This window comes from Brotomerdimonas butyrica (genome assembly GCF_025567305.1).
Classification (GTDB): domain Bacteria; phylum Bacillota; class Clostridia; order Peptostreptococcales; family Anaerovoracaceae; genus Lentihominibacter; species Lentihominibacter butyricus.
The window spans coordinates 1-24700 of sequence record NZ_JAOQJP010000017.1 but is presented as its reverse complement, the minus strand read 5'-3'; the positions used below and the strand labels follow the sequence as shown (position 1 = coordinate 24700).

The window sequence follows — 24700 nt, the reverse complement described above, 5'->3', positions numbered from 1 at the left end:
AGCGGGAGCGACAGTGTTTCAGCCGGATATGAGGAAGCGATAAGAAGCAGTCGTGTAAAACACGACATCAGCGGGAATTTGTGTTTGAGTGGAGATGACATATTGACTTTAGAGAGGAATAGTTTTATTATCTAGTTAGTTAATGCAAACTAACGCGCGAAGAAAGCGCGAAGCAAAACAAAGTATTAATATATAGAAGGAGAAACATTATGGCAATTGTAGAATTCAAGGATGTTTCCCGCGTGTACACCAGCGGAGAACATCAGCTGCGGGCCCTCGACGGAGTGGATATGAGTATAGACGAGGGGAAATTCGTAGTGATCCTGGGGCCGAGCGGAGCGGGCAAGAGCACTATGCTCAATCTTCTCGGAGGACTGGACAGTCCGACAGAAGGCCGGATAATCGTCGGAGGCAGAGACATATCGACGCTTTCAAATGATGAACTGGCAGAATACAGAGCGGATACGGTAGGATTTGTGTTCCAGTTCTATAATCTCGTGCCGACGCTTACGGTAAAGGAAAATGTTGCACTCGTAAAGGAGATAACTAAGGACCCGCTGCCTGCGGAACAGATGCTTAAGGAAGTGGGACTGGAGGATCATCTGAACAGTTTCCCGTCGGAGCTTTCCGGCGGAGAACAGCAGAGAGTTTCCATCGCCAGAGCCCTTGCAAAGAACCCGGGGATCCTCCTGTGTGACGAGCCGACAGGCGCACTGGACTCAGAAACAGGCGTGAAAGTCCTGAAGCTGCTGCTTTCCATGGCAAGAAACTACGGCAAGACGATCGTGATCGTGACTCACAACCAGAACATTGCGAAGATGGCGGACGTTGTGATACACGTGAAAAACGGCAGGATAAAATCGTACGAGGAACAGGCTCATCCGATGAGCGCTGATGAAGTGGAGTGGTGATATGCTGTTCAGGAAATTATGGAGAACTATGGGGCTGTACAAAGCGCAGTTCATCTCGATGATACTGATGGTCGCTCTGGGAGTCGGTATCTTTGTCGGCTTCAACATGGAGTGGTACAGCATAGATAAAAATACGAGCGCTTTTTTTGAAGAGACCCACTTTGCGGATTACAGGATCGTATCGCAGCAGGGATTTTCGAAAGAGGATGTGGACAAGATAAAAGATCTTGATGAAGCGAAAACGGCGTCGAGGTTCATTTCCGTTCAGGCGGATGTAAAGGGCGAAAAGGGAAAATCCCTTGCGCTGACAGCAGTCGAGGATGAAGGGATATCGGATTTCAAGCTGATGAAGGGCGAAAAATACGATCCGGATAGCAGCGACGGGATATGGCTTTCTGACAAATATGCCGCTGCCAACGATGTGAAGATCGGCGACGAGATGACGCTTTCGTACAGAAATCTTGAGATCAGCGGCGAAGTGAAAGGGTTGATCAAGTCGTCGGAATATCTGATCTGCGTGCGCGATGAAACTCAGCTGATGCCGGATCTGGAAACCTACGGTTATGCTTATATATCACCGGCGATGTACGAGGATGCGGTCGGAATGGCTTTCTACCCTCAGATAAATGTTATATCCGACAGCGGCAGGAAAGCATTCACCGAGGCTGTCGATGATGCGCTGGGCAGGACGACGCTTATTCTGACAAAGGATGAGAACGGTTCGTATTCCGGAGCTGCCGGCGAATCTGAAGAAGGCAAAACGATGGGATCAGTACTGCCGGTGCTGTTCCTGCTGATCGCGATACTGACTATGGTCACGACGATGCACAGGCTGGCAGCTCAGGAAAAGACACAGATCGGAACGTTGAAGGCGCTCGGCTTCAAAGACAGGCGCATACTAAGACACTATACTTCGTACGCCTTCATGGTCGCAGTGGCAGGCTCGGCAGCCGGCATCGCGCTGGGATATTTCGTAGCGTGGTTCATCATGAACCCGGACGGCTCGATGGGTACATATCTGGATATGCCGGAGTGGAAGCTCTGCATGCCGTGGTTCTGCAGCGTGATCATAATAGCGCTGATCGTTCTGATGACGCTGATAGGATACCTTTCCGTGAAAAAGATGCTTCAGGGAACAGCTGCGGATGCGCTGAGACCGTATACTCCGAAGAAGATGAAGAAGCATCTCATAGAAAGGACCGCTCTCTGGGAAAAATGCGGATTCGGTACGCGATGGAACCTCAGAGACATCATGAGGCATAAGACGAGGACGCTGATGAGTATGACAGGCATCATAGGCTGCACGCTGCTGATGGTCGGATCGCTGGGAATGAGAGATACGATGGAGGGATTCCTGGATCTCTATTATACCGGCGCTTCCAACTATTCGTCATGCATACATGTAGCGGAGGATGCGACCGATGCGCAGCGGCAGGCGCTCCTCGACAGGTATGACGGGGATTACAGCTGCTCGGTGAGCGTGCAGATAGAGGACAAGGCCGTGGCACTTGACATATACAGTGTGGAAAACGACAAAGTGCGTTTCCCGGCGATAGAGGACGGCTATGAAAAGATAGGAGACAGCGGTGCATATGTATGCAAGAGACTCGCTGACGAATACGGCTTGAAAAAGGGCAGCCATATCACGGTGAGTCCGTACGGATCGGACGATGAGTACGAGCTGCGGATAGCCGGTGTGATCAGATCTGTTTCGGAAAACATCGTGATCTCGCCGGAATACGCTGACGAGCTCGGCATAGGATATTCGATCGATTCGATATATACCGCTGCAGACAAGAAAGATGTGGATAAGGACAGCAGTATCTCCAGCGTACAGTCGAAACAGTCCATCATGGATTCGTTCGATACGTTTATGGAAATAATGAACATGATGCTCGCCGTGCTCATAGTCGCAGCTGCGATACTCGGCATAGTTGTGCTTTACAATCTCGGCGTGATGAGCTATACCGAGCGGTACCGCGAGATGGCGACACTGAAAGTCGTAGGATTCAAGGACAGGGAAATAGGCAGGTTGCTGGTAAGTCAGAATATGTGGGTGACGGTTATAGGAATAATCATAGGCATACCGGCGGGAAGAGCTGTGCTGAAGTATCTGCTCGATGCGATGGCTTCCGAGTATGAAATGAGGCTGATGACAGGTGCAGGCACTTACCTGTTCAGCACCCTGATGACACTGGCAGTGTCTCTGTTTGTAAGCCTGATGATAGCGAGGAAGAACAGGAAGATAGACATGGTAGAGGCGCTGAAGGGCGCAGAATGATGGAAAGCCGCACAGTGCGGGAAGTCCTCATGGCTTCCGGGTGCAGCGGCACGCTGTGCCGGATCGCGTGCAGAACCCGATAATATGATGTTTCGTTTTTGGCCTGATTGAGTTATAATGCAGTATATGAACAGGAGATTGCGAAATACGATTCTGATCGTTGTGATGCTTTTCGGGACTCTGTTTTCTCTGCTTTCGATGCTGAGTATAAACTCATACGGAAACGCACTGCGCGAGGCTATAATCGGAGAGATAACAAATGAGACGGCGAACAGTGCGAACCAGATGAGTTCAGTACTGGAAAACGCGGAAGGAACGGTAAATGCGATGAGTGCAGCCGTGACCAGTACTTTTGATATGGAAAAATACCGGGCGGACCCGAAGTACGTAGATCAGTACATAAAAAGGTTCGACCCGGTTTTGTACAATTCGATAAAAGATCTGCAGAATACGGTGGGGCTGTTCTTCACATTCGACGTGGACCTCGTAGGGCAGAAGGAAGGGTATGAGATATGGTATGTCTATGACGAGAACGGAAACATCTCTTTTCTGGATGCGGCAGCAAACGGCAAGTATCTGGAGGCCTTTACAGAATATGATGCGGAATATATGGAATTTTATTTCGATGCTGTGAATAATCCGGGGAAAGGTGTATGGGTCGGGCCGATATACGATCCTGATATCGACGAGCAGATCCTTACGTATTCCAGAGCCGTGTTCGAAGGCGATACGCTGATAGGCGTGATGGGAATAGATATCAATACGGAGAACACGATAGACATGGTGATGAGCACGGATCTCGAAAGCAAGGGCGACATCGCACTTTTCAACAAGGATGGAAAATCTATAGTGGACTCGTTTGACGAATACGATAAACTGCTGAAGATCGAGCTCAATGAAATGGCGGCGGAGGAGGATTCACCGCTCAAGAGAGAAGAAAAGGGCGCAGTGACGCGCAGCGTCGGCGGCGAGGATATGCTGATAAGCTGGTCGAGGCTGAGCAATGACTGGATACTGGTGGTATCGAACGTGGAAAGCACGATATTTGCTCCCGTTACTCTTGTAAAGGTGCTGATCATCACGCTTTCGATATGTCTGTTTATCATGCTGACAGCAGGGATATATCTTATCCTTAGAAGATATGACTACCCGATGCGCGAGGCTTTGCATCTCCTGAAGCTGATGGATCTTGAAAACAGCATACCGGAGGAGGACAGACGGGAGATAGAGGATGAAGACGACATGGCGCGTCTTGTAAAGAAGCACATTTCACTGCAGCGAAACAAGGATATCATGATCGCCAATCAGTCGAGACTTGCTCAGACCGGAAAATACATGACGAACGTTGCGCACCAGTGGAAGCAGCCGCTAAACAACATCAATCTGATAATGGGAAATCTGTCGGATGACTATATGCATGGAGAACTGACTGCAGGTGTACTTCGTGATTATGTAGAGAAGACGCAGAAGATCACGAGGATGATGTCCGAGACGATCGACAGCTTCAACAAATATCTGAAGCCTGAGGACGGGCCGAGCATGTTTTCACCGGTGACGGTGATCGATGCGGCGCTCCAGCTGATGACTGACCCGCTGCGAAGGAACAATATAAACGTTGAAACGGAAGCGGACTGTGGGCTGACTATACCGGGATATCCGAATGCGTTTTATCATGTCATACTCAATGTAATGACGAATGCGATAGATGCTTCATGCCTCATACCGCAGGATGAAAGGCTGATACGTATCTCGGTGTACAGTACGGCGGGAGAAGCACAGGATACCTCACGGGAAGCTTCGCGTGAAAAAGCCGGCGCGGCGACAGTGATAATGATATACAACCGCGGACCGCAGCTTTCCGAAAACGTGCAGAAAAATCTGTTCACGTCGTACTTCACGACAAAGGGCGAAAACGGCACGGGACTGGGGCTGCCGATATCGAAAGACATACTGGAGAAAAGCATGGGCGGCAGCATTTCGCTGAATAATGCGGACGGCGGAGTGGCATGCGTGATCGTGCTGCCGCTGTCATGCGGCGCGGAACTCGGAGATACAGAGGAGGCTGACGATGGAAAACATGGAATATCTTAAAACGCTGACGGTCCTTTATGCAGAGGACGAACCGGAGACAAGGTCGGAGCTCAAAAAATTCCTGTCAAGGCGTGTCGCGAATGTGATCACGGCTGCCGACGGGACGACCGCGCTCGAGAAGCTCGGCAGGACCGAGCCTGATATCGTCGTCGCTGATCTGATAATGCCGGGTATGGACGGTATGGAGATGATCCGGGAGATCCGGAAACGGTATCCGGCATGCAGGATAATAATAACCTCGACGGTCAGCGAAATGCAGACAGTGCTGGATTCCGTGGACGTCGGGATCGTCAAATATATATTGAAGCCGATAGAACCGCAGCAGCTCGAGGAAGCACTGCTGAAGTGCGCAGGAGAGCTGAAACAGATGCGCCCTGTGAGCGATGTGATAAGACCCGAGGAAAGAAAACTGTGGGAGACTCATATAAAGAAGGAGTTTTCGGCTGTAATAAAGAAGGCTGCAGGAAAGGGGCCGCGCGATGTGGCTGCGTTTTTTCACGAAAAACGCGTGGAGATCATCGTTTACGACGCTTTCACCGTGATGGAGCATATGCTTCTTGAGGAAAGAGGCAACGCTGTGCTCGTCGAACAGTGCAGGCGCTCGTTTTACATCATGATAAGGGACAGCCTGGTGAAGATACTGGCAGATGCGACAGGAGAGCGGTACAGGCCGGCGGCGAGCGAGATCAATACGAGAGCATGCAGCGACTGGCTGTGCTTTGAAAAGATATAGATAAAGATATTGCGGAAGGGGGCAAAAGGCAAATGGAAGATATACTGGTAAGAAAAGAAGGACACATAGCGTTCGTGACGATCGATCGTCCGAAGGTGCTGAACGCATTTCGTTCACAGACTCTCAGGGAGCTGACTGAAGCGGTTATAGAAGCAGGAAAGGATCCCGATAATTACGTGATAATACTGAACAGCTCTATAGGCAAGGCGTTCACCGCCGGCGGCGATATAAACGAGGAAAGCCAGCTGACCGAAGATACAGCTGCGGATTTTTCGAGGAGAGGGCAGGCATGCGCAATGGCGATATACAACAGCCCGATTCCGGTGATCGCGGCAGTGGACGGGTATGCGCTGGGCGGCGGTATGGAACTGATACTTGCGGCCGATATAACGATCGCTGCAAAGACTGCAAAGATCGGAGTGCCGACGATAAATCTCGGAGGCATACCGTGCTGGACCGCAACACAGCTGCTGCCGAGGATCGTGGGACCGTCGTGTGCTGCGGACATACTGCTTACGGGCAGGATGCTTAGCGCGGAGGAGTGCTACAGGCTCCATCTGGTAGAGTATCTGGCGGAAAAAGATGAGCTGATGGACAAGGCGATGGAGGTCGCATCTGTGATCGCAGATAAATCGCCTAATGCTGTAAGACTGATGCGTCAGGCGATCAAGCAGGGGCTGGAGCTGCCGCTGCAGGACGCGCTCGGACTGGAGCAGGATCTGTTCGCAGAGTGCTACAGGAGCGACGACAGGACCGAGGCGGTTGCGGCATTCCTTGAAAAGAGACCGCACAGGCCGTACAGGAATCGTGACGGGAAATAAGAGCAGGTAAAAGTAAGCGCAGATAAAGAGCAAAGAAAAAAGAGCTGATACCGGATGCATCAGTCACACATGGTGTGCTGCAGAGCCGGACAGCTCTTTTTCGCGTCATTAGTGCCATTAATGAAGGCTTTAATGATTGAGGTCTATCATGAATTTCAGTATCAGTCTCTGTAATTTTTCCTAGGGCTGTAGTGCGTGTGGAGCAGCTGATGAGCCCTGCTGCCGTTCGCCATACCGAGGAAATCCTTGTACAGTCTCTTGACTGCCGGATTGTTGTGGGATTTTCTGATATATGTGTTTCTGTCTTCCCTGTACAGGCCTTTTGCTCGCTCTTCCTTGATGTCGATCCAGTTGCGTACATCTGAGAGCTGGAGCGGCTGACCGCCTCCGTTGATGCAGCCGCCGGGACATGCCATGATCTCTACGAAGTGGAATTCTTCACCGGCTTCGATGGCATCCATCAGTTTTCGGGCATTGCCGAGTCCATGAGCCACTGCAGCACGGATGTTGAGGTCGTTGATCTTTATCGAAGCGATCTTGATGCCTTCAAGGCCGCGTATATCTTCGTATTCGAAGTTGTCCGCAGAGCTTCCTGTCAGCAGATCGGACACGGTCCTAAGTGCAGCTTCCATAACGCCGCCTGTAGTGCCGAATATCACACCTGCACCTGAGGCATTGCCGAACGGCGTATCGAAATCGCTGTCTCCGAGGTCAGGGAAATCTATACCGGAGTCATATATCATCGTAGCGAGCTCTCTCGTCGTGATGACGATATCTACATCAGCAAGTCCGTTTACCGACATTTCAGGTCTCGCAGCCTCGAATTTCTTGGCAGTGCAAGGCATCACCGATACTACAACGATATTCTCCGGATCGATGCCGTTTTTCTCAGCATAATATGTCTTCAGGATGGCGCCGAACATCTGGTGCGGTGATTTGCATGTCGACAGGTTGTCGAGCATGTCAGGATAATTGTGTTCGCAGAACTTGATCCATCCCGGTGAGCACGATGTTATCAGCGGGAGCTTGCCGCCGCCTCTTATCCTGTCGATCAGCTCGGCGCCTTCTTCCATTATCGTCAGATCGGCGCCGGTATCGGTATCGAACACCTTGTCGAATCCCAGCATCCTCAGCGCGGTCACCATCTTGCCGGTGACAGGAGTTCCGATAGGCATGTCGAAATCTTCGCCGAGCGCGACTCTTACTGCCGGAGCTGTCTGCGCTATGACATGCTTTGAAGGATCATGTATAGCTTCCCATACCTTGTCCATGTCTCTCTTTTCGCGGAGTGCGGCTACAGGACATACATTGATGCACTGCCCGCAGTTGACACAAGGCGTATTGCTCAGCGACATGTTGAATGGTGATGCCACCTGTGTATTGAAGCCTCTGTTCACAACGTCTATGACGCCGACCGTCTGCACGTTTTTGCATACGCTGACGCACCTTCTGCAAAGTATGCACTTGTTCGGATCCCTCACGATGGAGGTGCCTATATCCAGAGGCATCTTCTTGCTCTCTCCTTCAAAGCGCACTTCTCCGACTGACAGCTTGTTTGCCAGAGCCTGGAGTTCGCAGTCCATCCAGCTTCGCGAGCATGTCTGGCATCTCGCATTGTGGTTCGAAAGGATGAGCTCGAGGTTGACCTTTCTCGCTTCCATTACCTTAGGTGTGTGAGTATATACCTCCATGCCTTCTGAAACCGGATGCACACATGCAGCCTGCAGTGCACGGGCGCCCTTTACTTCAACGACGCACATCCTGCAGCAGCCGATCTCGTTGATGTTCTTGAGGTAGCAGAGCGTAGGTATGTTGATGTTCACTTCCTTTGCAGCCTCAAGTATCGTATAGTTTTCCGGAACATATAAATTAATGCCGTCTATTGTTATATTCACTTTGTTCATTTTTTACGCGACCTCCTTCATATTATGCGTTCTTGAGAATGGACTTGAACGGACATTTTTCCATACAGATGCCGCACTTGACGCATTTATCCTGATCGATAACGAATGGAGTGTTTTTGTCGCCTGAAATAGCGCCTGCAGGACAGTTCTTCTTACAGATGCTGCAGCGCTTGCAGGTGCTTTCGAAGATGATGTATCTTACCATGGACTTGCATACGCCTGCAGGACATTTCTTGTCGACAACGTGTGCCATGTATTCATCTTTGAAATATCTCATCGTGGAAAGGACAGGGTTAGGTGCTGTCTGACCGAGTCCGCAGAGGGCAGAGGCTTTGATGTTCCTGGCGAGGATCTCGAGCTTTTCGAGGTCTTCGACCTGGCCTTTTCCTTCTGTTATCCTTGTGACGATCTCAAGCATCCTCTTGGTGCCGATCCTGCACGGAGGACATTTGCCGCATGATTCATCGACTGTGAACTCCAGGAAGAACTTGGCCAGATCGACCATGCAGGTGTCTTCGTCCATTACGATCAGACCGCCTGATCCCATCATCGAGCCGAGTGCGATGAGCGAATCGTAGTCGATAGGTGTATCCAGTTCGGATGCAGGTATGCAGCCGCCTGACGGACCGCCTGTCTGTGCGGCTTTGAATTCCTTGCCGTTAGGTATGCCTCCGCCTATATCGTAGATGATCTCACGAAGAGTCGTTCCCATAGGGATCTCCACAAGACCTGTATTGTTTATCTTGCCGCCTACAGCAAAAACCTTGGTTCCCTTTGATTTTTCAGTACCGATGTTTGCGAACCATTCCGCACCCTTGAGTAGTATCATCGGTATATTTGCATATGTTTCAACATTGTTCAGTATCGTAGGCTGTCCGAACAGACCCTTGACTGCAGGGAAAGGCGGTCTTGGCTTAGGTTCGCCGCGGTGTCCTTCGACAGAAGTCATGAGTGCTGTCTCTTCACCGCATACGAAAGCGCCGGCGCCGAGTCTGACGTCGAGATTGAAATCGAAGCCTGTGCCGAATATGTCTTTGCCGAGCAGTCCGTATTCTCTGGCCTGGTTTATCGCGATCGTAAGTCTTTCAACGGCGATCGGATATTCAGCTCTGACATAGACGTAACCCTGGTTCGCTCCGATGGCATATCCGGCGATAGTCATCGCTTCGATAACTGAGTGAGGGTCGCCTTCGAGGACTGATCTGTCCATGAATGCACCGGGGTCGCCTTCATCGGCATTGCAGCAGACATATTTCTGTGCGACCTGCTGAGAAGCGGCAAAGGCCCATTTCACACCTGTAGGGAAGCCTCCGCCTCCGCGCCCTCTGAGCTGAGAATCCTTGATCGTATCTACGACGTCTTCAGGCTCCATCTTGGTGAGGACCTTTTCAAGCGCCAGATATCCGTCACGAGCTATGTATTCATCTATGTTTTCAGGGTTTATCGCACCGCAGTTCCTGAGTGCGACACGCTTCTGCTTAGAGAAAAAGTCGACATTTTCGAGCGCGTTTTCGATCTTTTCGGCCTCCTTGTCTCCGGCCAGAAGTCTCCGTACAGGAGTACCGTTCATGATGTGGCTTTCGAAGATCTCGTTCACATCTTCCGGCTGTACCAGTGTGTACATGATGTGTTCAGGGTAGAACATCATGATAGGGCCTTCTGCGCAGAGCCCGAAGCATCCTGTTTTGACGACCTTGATGTCATCTTCGAGCTGGTTTATCTTGATCAGGCTTTCCAGTCCCTCGATGATCTTCATGGAATTTGAGGACGTACATCCCGTTCCTCCGCATACCATGATGTGCATTTTTCCGCCTTCTTTAGTAGGCGATGCATCCGGATTTACACGGATCATGAGGTCGGCCTGTTTGCTTTCTCTTATTTTATTGATATCCGCAATGCTCTTTATCATCATTCCACCTCCTCAAGCTTGTCGAATCTGTCGATTATGCCGTCGACGTCATCAGGCACCAGTTTACCGAAGACTTCGTCGTTGATCGTCACTACAGGCGCCAGCCCGCATGCTCCGATGCATCGGCATGCATCGAGAGAGTATCTGCCATCTTCCGTGCATTCTCCGACGTCGATCGAAAGCCTTGTCTTGAATTTGTCAAGGATATCATTAGCGCCCTTGACATAGCATGCAGTACCCATGCATACGTTGATCTGGTACTTGCCTTTAGGATTTATGGAAAACTGTGTGTAAAAGCTTACTACGCCGTATACCTCGGCCAGAGGGATCTCCAGCTTTTCAGCGATATCTCGCTGTACTTCAAGCGGCAGGTAGCCGTATATTTCCTGCGCTTCGTGGAGTACAGGGATGAGTGCGCCCTGAGTATCTTTGTACTTTGCAATGATTTCGTCTAGTTTTGCAGCGTTTTCTTTCGCTGTGGTACACATCGTGCAACTGTTGCTCATGCAAATCTCCTTTCGTGGGTTACGTGATTCTGAAAATTGCGATTTTTGGAAACTATCCATATAATACAATTATTCTCGATATGCTGTCAATGAAAAAAGAGGGCGCTTTACTGAAAAACGTTAAAAAAATATCCAGGGATGCGGCCGGGCGCATCCCTGGAATATTGCAGATCTTTATAAAGTTTTAAAAGAAAGATGATGACGGTAATGCAGAATATTTTTCGGCGGCAAAAAACGCTACATATATATAGTCGTTTATGTGTCTGTGCGTCGTATAAGACCGGCAGGCTGCAGGCGCATCAGACTGTCCGGGCTATATCGTCTGCAGCAGCGCATGCAGATGAATAGGCAAACTGGAGATTGTATCCGCCGGTGATGCCGTCGATGTCCAGAGCTTCTCCGATGACGTAGATCCCCGGAAGCTTTTTTGCCTGCATAGTCGACAGATCGATACACGAAAGATCCACACCTCCGCTTGTGCACATGGCTTTACTGAAGCCTGACACGGAGCTGATCTCGAAAGTCTCTCCGGTCAGCTGCGCGGCAAGCCTTTTGAGCGATTCGCCGTACCGGGACGTCAGCAGCTGGCAGAAGCGCTTAGGCAGGCCGAATTCATCGGCGATGACATTGGAAAGTCTGGCACTGTTTTGATGAGCAGCTTTTTTGAGTCTGCTGAGAACCGTATCCCGGTCGAGCGGATGCAGATAGCTGATCTGTATCATGCCGCCCGGCGATGCATATTTCGATATATTAAGAACGGCAGGACCCGACAGGTCGCCGTGTGTAAAGAGCAGGCCGCCGGAGTTAGAGGCTTCTTTTCTGCCGTCTTTCCATATCGAGACTTCGGCATTTTCGAAAGATATGCCGGAAAGCTCACCGTATGGGTAGTCTTTTACCTGGACAGATGACAGCGCGGGCTTCAGTTCCGTGCATTTGAGTTCGAGGTCGCGCTTCAGGATGCGGAATATCGAGCCGTCAGATCCTGTGCGCGGATATGAGCAGCCGCCGGTCGCGATGACAAGCGTCTTCGTGTCAAAGCGCTGCTCTGATGACAGCACTGTCCAGCCATGCGCGTTTTTTTCGATCTTTTCTGCAGGCGAATCGTATTCTATGGTGAATCCGCAATCTCTGCTTCTGCGCAGCAGCATATCGAGCACATCCCGTGCGTCCATAGATGCCGGGAAGACCTTGCCGTCTTCCCGGGTGACTGCAGGTACTCCGCCGCTTTCCATAAAAACGGTCAGCGATGTGTTGCTGTAGCGGTAGAGACATTTTCTGATCCTGCCGCCGTGCCTGCCGTAGCAGTCAATGAAATCCTTGATGGAGCCGGCGTGCGTTATATTGCACTGCCCGCTGCCGCTCATCAGCAGCTTGGTGCCGGGATGTTTTGTCTTTTCCAGTATGAGGCCCCTGACAGGTCTGTCCATCGAGGCGCTGCAGAAGAGGCCTGAGGCGCCTGCGCCGATTATTATACAGTCATATATCATCATCAGTTCCTTATGTGTTCCTTTCCGGTCGTGTGTCCCCGGAGGTATCGCTGTGTGCTCGCTATGTGCTCGCTCTGTGCTGCGAAAACCCCGGGAGATCTGAAATAGTGATTACAGTATATCACATATGAGCGGGTGCGAATATGCTCGTTTGATGCAGATATATCGCATTTTATGCTGGTGGAAAACATGAATGAAATAATGTATACTGAAATAAGGAAACGGAGGAAGACGTGGGAAAAGACATAGCAGAGACGATAAAACGTGCAGACAGATTCAAAGTAATACTGATCGGAGAAGGTATCCTTGTAGGACTTTTCGCAGGCTTCGTGGTGCTGCTCTACAGAGTGGCGCTGGAGTTTGCGGGAGAGTGGATGAAAGCGATAGTGGGATTCGCGTCGCAGAATGCGCTGAGTATGGCGGTATGGTTCGCAGCTCTGGCGCTCATGGCGTGCATAGTGGCGGCGCTCATCAGGTTCGATCCTATGATAGCAGGCAGCGGGATCCCTCAGGTCGAGGGCGAGGTGGCAGGCATGCTGGAACACAAGTGGTGGCGTGTCATCATAGCAAAGTTTGCAGGAGGCTTCCTGTGCATGCTGGGCGGACTGGCGCTTGGCCGGGAAGGTCCTTCGATACAGCTTGGAGCGATGGCCGGCAAAGGCGTTTCGAAAGCGCTGGACAGGGGCAAGACAGAAGCGCATTTCCTGATAACGTGCGGGGCGAGTGCAGGTCTGGCCGCTGCTTTTCATGCGCCGCTTGCAGGGGTGATGTTTTCTCTTGAAGAAATACACAAGAATTTTTCGGTTTCAGTTCTCATTTCCGTCATGACGGCGTCACTTACGGGCGATATATTGTGCTGTGTAGTGCTGGGGACGGATTCTGTGTTCAGATTTGAGATCACAGGAGCGATCCCGCCGAGATATTACTGGATGATAGTGGTACTCGGCATCATACTCGGACTGCTGGGCGCGTTTTACAACTGGTTCACGCTGAAGGTGCAGCACCTTTACGGCAGGCTCAGGGTGCCGAACGCAGTGAAGCTGATGATACCGTTCATGTGCGCGGGGATACTTGCGTTCACGGCTCCGGAGCTTCTTGGGAACGGTTTTGATCTGATAGAACAGCTTACGACAGGGTCGCATATGATGTTAGGCACGATACTGTTCCTGCTGATCGGAAGATTCATCTTCTCTGCAGTGAGTTTCGGTCCCGGATCTCCGGGCGGGATATTTTTCCCGCTGCTGGTGATCGGAGGATTCATAGGCGGTGCGTTTTCTACAGCTTGTACTGATATTTTCGGTATCACAGACGCATATATAAACAATTTCATACTTATCGCCATGGCGGGGTATTTTGCGGCGATCGTAAGAGCTCCGCTGACGGGTATAATACTGCTCTTTGAAATGTCGGGCACGCTCAACAACATGCTGTCGCTGACGATTGTCTCGGTCGTAGCGTACATAGTCGCTACACTGCTCGGGTCGAAGCCGATATATGAGAGCCTTCTGGAAAGGTTCATGGCAGGCAGAGGTCAGGCGAACGAGCCGGTCGACGATGTGAAACAGAAGGTGCTGAGCAATTTCGTGATAAAGAAAGGGTCGGATCTGGACGGCGCACTGATAAGGGATATATCGTGGCCGGAAAGGTGTCTGCTCGTTTCGATACAGAGAGGGGCACAGGAGATAATACCGAGAGGCAGCACGCAGCTCATGTCAGGGGATATCATCGTGACGATGACTGATGAGCGCGATATGACGGAGATAAGCAGGAAAGTGGAAGAGCTTTGCGCAGGACTCTAGGGTCGCGCCGGAACGTATATGAGCCTTTTATATGCATGGATCTGAGGACCGGGAATAATAAAACTCAGCAGGACGATAATCATAAGTATATCGGATCTGTACAGGTCTGAGGATCATGAAAAAGGGGGCTTGTTTATGAATTTGCAGAAGCTTTGCGAGAGGATCGGGTATGCCGTCGTTCAGGGTGAATCCGATGTCGAGGTTTCGGATATAGTATATGATTCGCGTGAGATGAGAGAGGGGACTGTATTCGTATGTATGACGGGTGCGGTGAATGACGGTCACCGGTATATCCGGGAAGCTGTTGAAAAGAAGGCGGCAGCGATAGTCGTCGAGAAGACGGTGGAGCTGCCTGAGATCCCGGAAGGCATCACTGTGCTGCAGGTGCATTCCACGAGGAAAGCGCTGGCGCACATGTCTGCCGCATATTTCGGGTATCCCGACAGAAAGCTCACGACGATAGGAGTCACGGGAACGAAAGGCAAGACTACGACCACATACATGATAAAGAGCATCTTAGAGCAGACCGGCAGCATGGTCGGACTGATAGGAACGATCTCAATGATTGCGGGAGATGCGACAGCTCCTGCCAGGAATACTACGCCGGAGTCATATGAGCTGCAGAAGGCCATGGCGAAGATGGTCGAGGCGGGCTGTGAGTATCTGGTGATGGAGGTCTCGTCTCAGGGGCTGAAGCTTGACAGGACAGCGGGACTCCAGTTCGACTACGGAGTTTTCACGAATCTGTCGCCGGATCATATAGGACCGGCGGAGCATGCGGATTTTGAAGAGTACATGATGTGCAAAGGCAGGCTGTTCAGACAGTGCGATACGGGTGTGGTCAATATCGACGATGAGCACGTCGGGCAGGTGCTGGATGGGCATACGTGCCGGCTGGTCACCTTTTCTGCTGAAAAAGATGCTGATCTCAGGGGATATGATATGAGGTTCCTGAATGAAAACGGCAGGCTCGGCATGAGCTTCAGGACAAAGGGCATCATGAACTGCAGTGCTAAAATATATATACCGGGAATGTTTTCCGTGAGCAACGCACTCACTGCGATGGCGGTGTGCTCGGCTGTAGGGATCCCGGAGGAAGCCGTACTTAAAGGGCTGGAAAAAGTGCAGGTCAGGGGCAGAGTGGAGCCTGTGCATGTTTCGGAGGATTTCAGCATTATCATAGATTATGCGCACAATGAAGTCAGCACGAGGAGCGTGCTGGAGACTCTGCGCAGATATGAGCCCGGACGTCTGATCGCGGTGTACGGATGCGGCGGCAACCGTTCGAAGGTCAGGCGCTACGACATAGGTGAGGTCGCCGGAGAGCTGGCGGATCTCAGCATACTGACGATGGACAATCCCAGAAATGAGAAGGTGTCAGATATCGATGCGGATATAAAGGTCGGCCTTGCGCGCAGCGGCGGGCATTTCATAGAGATCGAAGACAGGAAAGAAGCACTGGCATATGCGATAACCCACGCGCTGCCAGGAGACATGATCGTGACACTGGGGAAGGGGCACGAGGACTACTTCGAGATCAACGGAGTGAAGTACCACTTCTCCGAACGCGAAGCGATAAATGAGATAGTAGACGAAGTAAAAGACGGAAAACGGAATATGGAAAATGGAGTGAGCCTGCTGTAGCAGGCTCTTTTGCTGCTCGTCTCCTTTCTTAATGAATTCTTAATCAAATGCGAAACACGCATTAATGGCAATGGCACGATGCGTATGGTATAATTCAGGAACAAGGAGGTATTTGCGGTGATACAGCTAAAAAACGTTTCAAAGTACTATTACAGCAAAGGGATGATCGCGAGCGGGATAACGAAGGTAAGCCTTACTTTCGATCTCGGCGAATTTGTTGTGATAACGGGGGAGTCCGGCAGCGGCAAATCCACGCTGCTCAATGTGATATCAGGACTCGATTCATATGAAGAAGGCGAGATGTACATAGACGGCAGAGAGACCAGCCATTATCTCGCATCCGATTTCGAGGAGTACAGAAAGAAATATATAGGCAATATATTTCAGGATTTCAATCTCGTGAACAGCTATACAGTGTATCAGAACATAGAACTGATACTGCTGATAAACGGCTATTCAAGAGACGAGATAAGGCAGAGAGTACCCGATATAATAAGCAAGGTAGGGCTCGGGGAGTATGCAAAAACAAAAGTCTCAAAGCTGTCCGGAGGACAGCGCCAGAGAGTGGCGATAGCCAGAGCTCTGGCAAAGGATACAGACATCATAGTTGCCGACGAGCCTACGGGGAATCTCGACAGCGTGTCTGCAGAAGGTATCGTGCAGCTTTTGCGCGATATAGCACACGATAAACTTGTCATAGTGGTGACACACAACTTCGAGCAGTTCGAAAAATATGCGACGAGAAAAATAAAGATGCATGACGGCAAGGTGATAGAGGATATCCGTGAAACTCCGGCAGACATGAAGAACCAGGCTATGGATCAGCCTGCAGTCCTTTCCGAAAACAGGCATGAAGGCAGAAACATCACTGTCGGCAGCAGGGTGAGGCTGGGGGTCAGGAACACCTTCAACATACTGCCTAAGTTCCTGCTGCTCCTGCTCGTGTTCGTATTTCTGGTAACGGCTGTCGCTTCGCAGTACACTACTCTCAAAAATCAGAAGGCGGAGCAGGACAAGCTCGGCTTCAACGACTATTTCCGGAATTACAGCGAAGACAGGGTGGTGCTGAAGAAAGAGGATGGGTCAGCTTTCACAGCAGAAGACCTTGCGGCTATCGCGGATACTGCGAATATCAAATCAGTAGTACAGGCAGACATCATGCTCGACGATCCGGTTTATATCGAGCAGGGAGACCTCGCATATGCCGGATATCCGAGGCCGATCAGCGAATTTCAGGGAACACTCGCGGCGGGCGTGATGCCGGAGGCAGAGAACGAAGTCATACTTGAGGCTTACGAGGAGGGGATAGATCCGTCAACTGTGGAAGATGATATACTGGGCAAAACTTTCAGGATCACTCTTGAAGAAGACAAGACGATCGATGTCACTGTGACAGGACTGGCGTATAAAGCGCAGGACGGCGGGTTTTATTACAGCAGCGGCGATCTTTACATGAGCGACCAAATGATGAACAGTCTGCTGAAGGATTCATACAGGACCATCAGTACAGTAAAGGTCCTTATAAACGGTAAAGAGCAGCAGCACCAGGAGGGGAGCCCGTTGTACAGACTTGTACCGAACAGCAATGTGCCACAGGGGAAGGCGATCGTATCGGAAGATATGAACACATTCTATGATACTGCAGATGCTGAGGGGAATTCAAAGGGCAAGACGATAAGTGTTACAGTGAAGAACATTTTTTATTCTCAATCTTTAGACCTGCAGGTTTCAAACACGTACAGCAAGAAAACGTTCGAGAAGGTGACCGGCGTGTCTGACTACGATGCAAACAACGGGACGATATATGTCAGCCAGGCAGATTATGACAATCTGTTCGGAAAAGGCAATTTCCAGACGAGCGTATACGTGAAGAATGTGAAGGAAATCGATGCGACGCTTGAAAAGCTCAGGGCGATGGGATATACGACGCTCCCGCTCAAAGACACGCTGATAAACATGTTTTCAGACATAACATCGATGATCGCGACTCCGATGGCCGTTGTCATGACAATGGCACTGTTTTTCATCGCATATTTCGTGATAAGGCTGATCCTCAAATCGCGCTCGACATATTTCAGTATACTCAGGATGCTCGGAATGGCGAAAAAGCATATCAGGAGGATCCTGGATGTGGAAATGCTGCTGACAGTGAACATCGCATATTTCATCTTTATAGGATGTGCATTCATGGTGCATTACGGCGTGATCGATGTGGAGTACATCAGGAACCTCATCGAATACATGACGGTGCGTGATTATGTGATCCTCTACGCGATACTCATGTTCATGGCATATCTCATTTCAGGCAAATTCGCAAGGAGCCTGTTCAGGAAGACTGCCATGGGAACGTTCAGGGAGGAGGAGTGATCATGCTGAGGCTTGAAAATGTAAACAAATATTTTAACAAAAACAGAAAAAACGAGATACATGTCATAAACGAAACCTCTCTTGAAATGGGGAGCACAGGCCTTGTAGCGCTGCTCGGACCGAGCGGATGCGGGAAGACCACGCTGCTCAATGTGATAGGCGGACTCGACAAGGTCAACAGCGGCAAAGTGTTCGTCAACGGACAGCGTATAACGCGGCGCTCATCCGGGAGAATAGACAAGATAAGGAATCTCAACATAGGCTATATATTCCAGAACTACAACCTGGTTGAAAATATGACTGTGTTCGAAAACGTCGCTGTTGCGCTCAGGATGGCAGGTGTCAAAGACAAGAAGGAGATCGAGGAAAAGGTCAACTACGTGCTGGAAAAGGTCGGGATGTACAGATACAGGAACCGTTATGCCGACATGCTTTCCGGCGGTGAGCGCCAGAGAGTCGGGATCGCCAGAGCCATAGTAAAAAATCCGGCTATTGTCATAGCTGATGAGCCTACGGGAAACCTCGACAGCAAGAACACACTCGAAGTAATGAATATAATAAAATCGATATCACAGGAAAAGCTAGTTATACTCGTGACACACGAGGAGTCTCTGGCTAAGTTCTATGCGTCCAGGATAATAAGGCTGCTGGACGGGCGGGTGGTTTCCGACGAGGAAAATCTGAATTCCGAAGGACTGGATTATCGCATAGAAAACAAAATATATCTGAAAGACATAAAGGATCACAAGCGAATAAACTCATCGCAGTACAGCATAGATCTTTACAATGACGACAACAGCAGCATCGGCCTGGATATCGTGATAAAGAACAGGAACATCTACATCAGGACAAAGTCTGCAGAAGACAGGATAGAGATCATAGACGACAATTCCAGTCTGGAGTTTGTGGACGATCACTACAGACACCTGACTAAAGAGGAGCAGGCTGCGAACAGCTTTGATCTGAGTCGCCTCGAAACAGACGGCGTACGCAAATACAAGTCGATAATAAATCCTGTCAGCATGTTCCGCAAAGGCTTCAAGACCGTTGCGAACTACAATGTGCTGAAAAAGATCCTGATGGTCGGCTTCCTGATATCGGCGATGTTCATGACGTATGCAGTGTCGAATATTGCGGGAGTCATGAATGTCACCGACGATGAATTTGTAAAAGAAGACAAAGCCTACCTGACGCTGGTGAGCAAGAAGACGGAGGTGCAGACTTACCAGAAATACGAAAATGACGAGTCGTTCAGCTATGTGATGCCGGGCGATTCCAGGATCGTCATGAAAATGCCGTACAGCAGCTATTTTCAGACCCGTTACGGATCTGCGCGATTCGAGGGTTCGCTTTCGGATGCAGGCAGACTGGATGAGTCAGATCTGATAGCGGGAAGGCTGCCGGAGCAGAGCAATGAGATCGTTATCGACAAGATGGTGCTTGACAGTGTCATAGACGATCAGATGAGCAAATCTGCAGGCTACGGAACACCAAAGAACTTCATAGACGGTGTGGTGCCGGTGAACAACATGCCGGACTTCGTGATAGTCGGCGTCAGCGATATGAAAAATCCGTGCATATATGCGAGTCGTGATGTTTTCATCAACCTCCTGGCCAATACAGGGTCTGCAGAAGATGGCGAACCGGTCGACAATAGCGTAGATGCCGGCGGCAGCGGACTGATAGACTACAGCCTCAAATCGTCAGATGTCACGCTGACTAAGGGAAGCTGGCCTGTAAACGACTATGAAGTCATCGTAAACGAAAAGAACAAGGAAAACATGCCGCTGAACAAAGAGATATCACAGAAGGTCAACGGGACAAAACTGAAGGTGACCGGCTACTTCAAAGATAAGAATGACAGCGATTTTATGCTCGTGAATAACAATACTGTCAAGTATGATCTGATAAGAAGCAAGGAAAATGTGACGCTGTGCCCTGTCGACAAGGAAGCCTCGCTCGAAAAGCTGAGAGCTGAAAAGGTAAACGTTAAGGACACCTATGAGGACAGCAGGCAGCAGTATATGAGCAAGATGTGGTCATCGATGCTTTCCACGCTGGTGATGGCCGGTGTGATACTGGTAATCTCTATAATCGAGATCTATCTTATAATAAGAGCTTCGTTCCTGTCACGCGTAAAGGAAGTAGGCGTGTACAGGGCGATCGGCGTCAAGAAGGGTGATATATACCGGATGTTTATGGGAGAGATATTCGCCATCACTACGATCGCCGGTATGCCGGGATTTGCGCTGATGACATTCTGCATGTACAAGATCTCGAAGATCTCGTATTTCAGCGATTCTTTTCTGGTAACGGGAACGACATCAGTCATATGCCTTGCGCTGATATACGGTATAAATCTGCTGTTCGGGCTGCTGCCGGTGATGAGAACGATGAGAAAGACGCCGGCAGCGATACTCAGCAGAACAGATGTGAACTGATCCGGAGAGCGCAGCAAAAGCTTCGGGTCGGGAACAGTCTCAGGTATTCAGATCATGTCCTCAGGATACTCCACACGCACTCGAGCAGAGTCAGTGCAAGTATGATGTTGATCGCCCTGAAATGCTTTAAATAGAATTTCTGGATAAACATCCCTGCAGCTACCCACGTGGCTGTAGCGACAGAGCCGATAGTGGCGATGAACATCTCGAAGCCGAACAGCACCCAGAACGACGTGCTGTAACCCGTGACGTAACCCGTAAGCGCAGTGATGCCGAACAGATATATCTTTACATTGACGAATTGAAGAAGGAAGCCTTTTGCAAACGAAGCAGAGGCTCCTTTTTCATCTGCGTCAGGTTTGCTTATCGCGATGTGGAAGGCGAGCCACAGTATGTAGACTGCACCGATGTATTTGATCACCATGAGCGCTTTCGGGATGATCGATCCCATGCCGAAAACGAGTATGCAGCATATCGTCTGGACTGCGTAGTAGCCGGTGAATATGCCGAGGAAAAGCGGCATGCCTTTTTTCCAGCCGTAGTTCGTGACGGTGTTGAGCGCCAGTATGTTTCCCGGGCCGGGCGTGAATGCGTTTATAACTGCGTATATGAAAAAGTTGAGTAATACATATCCGGGCATGTCGTGTCTCCTTGAAAGTCGTTGATGTTGTCTTGGTCAGCTTATGTGGTTTATATGAAAAAGTCTGAGTCTGCGTGTCTCGTGTAGTTTTCCTTCAGCATTTCAACGTGAGAGAGGAATGCTGGATCGTCGAAGTATTTCGCGTGTGCAGGGCACTGTTTGATGCAGGCCTGGCATTTCACGCAGATGCCGGTGACGAGCTTCGGGTCTTCGTGCGAGATCGATCCCATTGGACATACGTCTGCACATATACCGCAGCCATTGCAGAGCTCTTCTTTTGTTTTGGGCTTTGCCCTGAGGAAAACTGCGGGCTTGCCGTCGGTGCCAAGCGGTGTGTAGTAGCGGGTCACGGGTTCTTCACCGTTCACTGCGACTGGTGCAGGTATGCTGTCAGGGGTTATTGCAAGTGCTTTTTCGGCAGCTTTACATGCAAAGGCGCGGATATCGGCGATGTCGGCAGCATCCGGGCGCCCGGGTGCGAGCTTATCGGAAAATGCGTGTTCGCATACGACACCTGCGCCTGCGATAGTGTGGAAACCGTTGTTTTCCAGTTCGTTGCGCAGCTCGATCAGCGCGTTGTCATAGCTGCGGTTGCCGAAACATACCACCGGTATCGCGAGCGCGCCGTCAGCCTTGAAAAGCTCCTGGACGAACGGCAGGAATTTATTCGGTATGCGTCCTGCGTAGACCGGAGTGCCGAATACGACCAGCTCATCAGATGCAAAGTGCCTCGTCTCCCGGTGCGCTGCGGGAAGCGTGAAATCATCTTCACTCATCGGGACATCGAGCTTTTGTGCGATCGCTTCAGCCATTGCGCATACAGTTTTTCTGACATTTCCCGTGGGACTTATATATACAGCTGCAACTTTTGATATCTTCATAAGAAAACTCCTTTCATATATATGTCGGTCGAAGGCCGACATAAAGGTTATCCTTGCCAAAGGGTTTCATCTGTTTGTCAGCGTAGCGACATCAGGTTATACCCCCCGCGGTGTTTCATTTATTATAGCATAGGTGCATGGTGTATGGTCAGCGATAGTCGCATTTAAGACACTGTATCAATGTATAGAAATCAATGTTTTGGATAAGTTTTCCAAATATAAAAAGCCGCAGGATTTCAGCTGAAGCGGGGCCTGCGGCTGAGTTTATTAGTACGATATACAGATCGTTTATCAGTCGCTGTTACGGCACAGCTTGCCTTTGACAGCGGCTGTTATGTTTTTCAGGTCGAGTTCCATCGCAAACACCCCGATAAGCATCATAGCTGCACCGATATATGCACGCGGCAGGAGCCTTTCCCTTGCGAACACGAATGCTACTATCGCTGCAAATACCGGCTCAAGCGCAAAAATCACACCGACGTGAGATGCCGTCGTATGCTGCTGAGCGATCGCTTGAACGATGAATGCAACTCCCGTACAGAAGATCGCCAGGAAACTGATCGCACCCCACACCGGAGCCGAAGCCGGAAGGTGAGGCTCTTCAAACAGCAGCGCCAGTATAAGCATGATAACACCCGTGAACCCTAGCTGGAAAATACCCAGCTGAAAAGCATTTACTTCCTCTTTTGAAACGGCGGATTCCGTGATGAGCAGATCGGCCGCATAGGAGACTGCACACATGAGACAGAATATATCGCCCGGCGCCATCTGGAACCGCTCGTTAAGAGTCATGAGAGCGACGCCGATAAGACACATGAGGACTACGATCGCAAGCTTTTTGTCAGGCTTCTGCTTTTTTATAAAAAATGCAAGCACAGGTGTGAATACCACAGTGAGAGAACTAAGAAAACCTGAATTTGAAAGACTCGTGTATTTTACACCGAAAGTAACTCCGGTGTAAACAAACACAAGAGCAATCGAAATGATCATCGAATATTTAAGCGTAGTCCTGTTGACTGTGCGGAGCTTTGGAAATGAGACCGCTGCAGCGATCACAAATGCACCGCAGAACCTGAACATGTTGATCGTGAAAGGTCCCAGCTCCCGCAGACATATATTCATAAAAAAATATGATACTCCCCAGCACAAGGTCACCAGGACCAGCATCATATCAGCTTTGCGTTGTGTGTTCATAAATGTCGTCTCCTTCAGATGGTCTATTTATGGTTGCATCCCGGGTTCGCGTTCTTGTGGCCAAAACCGGTTGCAAAGAAATAGAATTTAGCATGTAATGATTATATAATAATGTATATGTAAAAGGCAATCTTTCGGGGTCCTAAAAAGAGCGCTCAAGGGAATCTCAAAAGCTGAAAAAGAGCTCGGAAAGGGCGCATCACAGAGAACGAAAATAGAAAAAATGGCAAATGTATAAAATTCATGCTGTTTCAAGGGATTTCGTAACAGTCGCGATCTAAAAAAATTGAATATACATATACATGTATAAAACAAGCGATGAGTGCATAAATATGCATAAAAACATTAAAAAACTGAATATCACAGCTTGACAGCAGCGCTTTGCAAGGTCAGCAGAGTAGGATTGAAATCCATTTACGAAAGCAGTAGAAATCAGATCAAAAAAGTACAATGAACTGTTACGGAAACCCCTGTTTTGAGATGATTTTTATACATTTCGCATTTTGGAAAAAGCGCAGCGCTAAAAATTCAAGTGCATAATGGATGAATATAAAAATCTCAGAAGCAAAAGCCACTGAGATTTTTATTTTGGTACTCCCTAGGGGAGTCGAACCCCTGATTCCGCCGTGAGAGGGCGACGTCTTGACCACTTGACCAAGAGAGCATATTTGATTTACGAATGAAAGTATACCACAGCGCGTAGTAAAAGTCAAAAGTCTTTTGATCACTAAGTAAATATTTTTGTCCGGGCATTATTACAGCATTAAACATTAATGTCAGGATCAGATATTTCAACCTTTTTTTCTACATTATAATGCAGTGGATTTTTTCCGGCAGCATGCATGGAGCATCAGTGATCTTTATGGGTTTTTATCTCTGCTTCAACCGGCGCAAAGTGCAGACATAATGACATAAAATGTGGGAAATAATCGCAGGTTTCAAAATATATGTTTCGACGCAGGATCTCTGTATGGTAAAATAAAAAAGACCGTCAGCGGTACGCAATGTCATTAAGTTAAGCGACATTGGACCGGGCGTTTCTTAAAACAACAAGACAGAGTATATCTCAAAAAGGTATGCTCTGTTGTTTT

At 49.6% G+C, this 24700-nt stretch carries 16 protein-coding genes and 1 tRNA gene; 9 read left to right on the top strand and 8 right to left on the bottom strand.

The features are described 5' to 3' along the window. The first annotated feature begins 209 nt into the window (after nt 1-209). The 5 genes from OCV59_RS11010 (at nt 210) to OCV59_RS10990 (ending at nt 6837) form a co-directional block, all read left to right on the top strand. Nucleotides 210-911: an ABC transporter ATP-binding protein gene (locus tag OCV59_RS11010; protein WP_262584356.1), complete on the top strand. Its 702-nt coding sequence runs from the start codon at nt 210-212 to the stop codon at nt 909-911. Continuing rightward, nucleotides 895-3192 (top strand): ABC transporter permease, encoded by a 2298-nt coding sequence (locus OCV59_RS11005; protein WP_147594490.1) that lies wholly within the window; start codon nt 895-897, stop codon nt 3190-3192. The genes OCV59_RS11010 and OCV59_RS11005 overlap by 17 nt, the downstream gene beginning before the upstream one ends. Before the next feature lie 138 nt (nt 3193-3330). Then, nucleotides 3331-5283 carry a sensor histidine kinase gene (locus tag OCV59_RS11000; RefSeq protein ID WP_262584355.1) on the top strand — a complete coding sequence of 651 codons (1953 nt, stop codon included), beginning with the start codon at nt 3331-3333 and terminating at the stop codon, nt 5281-5283. Beyond that, complete coding sequence (locus OCV59_RS10995) at nt 5261-6016, top strand: Na-translocating system protein MpsC family protein (protein WP_147594488.1); 756 nt, start codon at nt 5261-5263, stop codon at nt 6014-6016. Before OCV59_RS11000 ends, OCV59_RS10995 begins: the two co-directional genes overlap by 23 nt. A 32-nt stretch (nt 6017-6048) precedes the next feature. Continuing rightward, on the top strand, nt 6049-6837 hold the full coding sequence (locus OCV59_RS10990; protein ID WP_147594487.1) for an enoyl-CoA hydratase/isomerase family protein: 789 nt from the start codon (nt 6049-6051) through the stop codon (nt 6835-6837). Nucleotides 6838-6998: 161 nt separating this feature from the next. Here the strand turns inward: OCV59_RS10990 and OCV59_RS10985 are convergent, their stop codons facing one another. The 4 genes from OCV59_RS10985 to OCV59_RS10970 form a co-directional block, all read right to left on the bottom strand. Beyond that, nucleotides 6999-8741 carry an NADH-dependent [FeFe] hydrogenase, group A6 gene (locus OCV59_RS10985; RefSeq protein WP_147594486.1) on the bottom strand — a complete coding sequence of 581 codons (1743 nt, stop codon included), beginning with the start codon at nt 8739-8741 and terminating at the stop codon, nt 6999-7001. 22 nt (nt 8742-8763) lie between these two features. Continuing rightward, a complete protein-coding gene (locus tag OCV59_RS10980) occupies nt 8764-10593 on the bottom strand; it encodes an NADH-quinone oxidoreductase subunit NuoF (protein ID WP_147594508.1) in 1830 nt (609 codons plus the stop codon). A 56-nt stretch (nt 10594-10649) separates the two neighbouring features. Further along, nucleotides 10650-11156 (bottom strand): NADH-quinone oxidoreductase subunit NuoE family protein, encoded by a 507-nt coding sequence (locus tag OCV59_RS10975; protein WP_147594485.1) that lies wholly within the window; start codon nt 11154-11156, stop codon nt 10650-10652. Between the two features lie 299 nt (nt 11157-11455). Then, nucleotides 11456-12646 (bottom strand): BaiN/RdsA family NAD(P)/FAD-dependent oxidoreductase, encoded by a 1191-nt coding sequence (locus tag OCV59_RS10970; RefSeq protein WP_147594484.1) that lies wholly within the window; start codon nt 12644-12646, stop codon nt 11456-11458. 230 nt (nt 12647-12876) lie between these two features. Between OCV59_RS10970 and OCV59_RS10965 the strand changes: the two genes are divergently transcribed. The 4 genes from OCV59_RS10965 (at nt 12877) to OCV59_RS10950 (ending at nt 20894) form a co-directional block, all read left to right on the top strand. Continuing rightward, nucleotides 12877-14442: a ClC family H(+)/Cl(-) exchange transporter gene (locus OCV59_RS10965; protein WP_147594483.1), complete on the top strand. Its 1566-nt coding sequence runs from the start codon at nt 12877-12879 to the stop codon at nt 14440-14442. A 135-nt stretch (nt 14443-14577) separates the two neighbouring features. Further along, nucleotides 14578-16086, top strand: a complete 1509-nt coding sequence (locus OCV59_RS10960; RefSeq protein ID WP_147594482.1) for a UDP-N-acetylmuramoyl-L-alanyl-D-glutamate--2,6-diaminopimelate ligase — start codon at nt 14578-14580, stop codon at nt 16084-16086. 117 nt (nt 16087-16203) lie between these two features. Further along, nucleotides 16204-18453: an ABC transporter ATP-binding protein/permease gene (locus tag OCV59_RS10955; protein WP_147594481.1), complete on the top strand. Its 2250-nt coding sequence runs from the start codon at nt 16204-16206 to the stop codon at nt 18451-18453. Nucleotides 18454-18455: 2 nt separating this feature from the next. Next, nucleotides 18456-20894: an ABC transporter ATP-binding protein/permease gene (locus tag OCV59_RS10950; protein ID WP_147594480.1), complete on the top strand. Its 2439-nt coding sequence runs from the start codon at nt 18456-18458 to the stop codon at nt 20892-20894. Nucleotides 20895-20946: 52 nt separating this feature from the next. Here the strand turns inward: OCV59_RS10950 and OCV59_RS10945 are convergent, their stop codons facing one another. From OCV59_RS10945 to OCV59_RS10930, 4 genes are all read right to left on the bottom strand, one after another. Next, a complete protein-coding gene (locus tag OCV59_RS10945; RefSeq protein ID WP_147594479.1) occupies nt 20947-21534 on the bottom strand; it encodes a LysE family transporter in 588 nt (195 codons plus the stop codon). Between the two features lie 50 nt (nt 21535-21584). Then, complete coding sequence (locus tag OCV59_RS10940) at nt 21585-22415, bottom strand: EFR1 family ferrodoxin (protein WP_147594478.1); 831 nt, start codon at nt 22413-22415, stop codon at nt 21585-21587. 291 nt (nt 22416-22706) lie between these two features. Further along, the gene (locus OCV59_RS10935; protein WP_147594477.1) at nt 22707-23609 is read right to left on the bottom strand and encodes a DMT family transporter; all 903 of its coding nucleotides are present in this window, start codon (nt 23607-23609) and stop codon (nt 22707-22709) included. Nucleotides 23610-24198: 589 nt separating this feature from the next. Next, nucleotides 24199-24273 (bottom strand) — tRNA-Glu (locus OCV59_RS10930). Between the last annotated feature and the right edge of the window lie 427 nt (nt 24274-24700).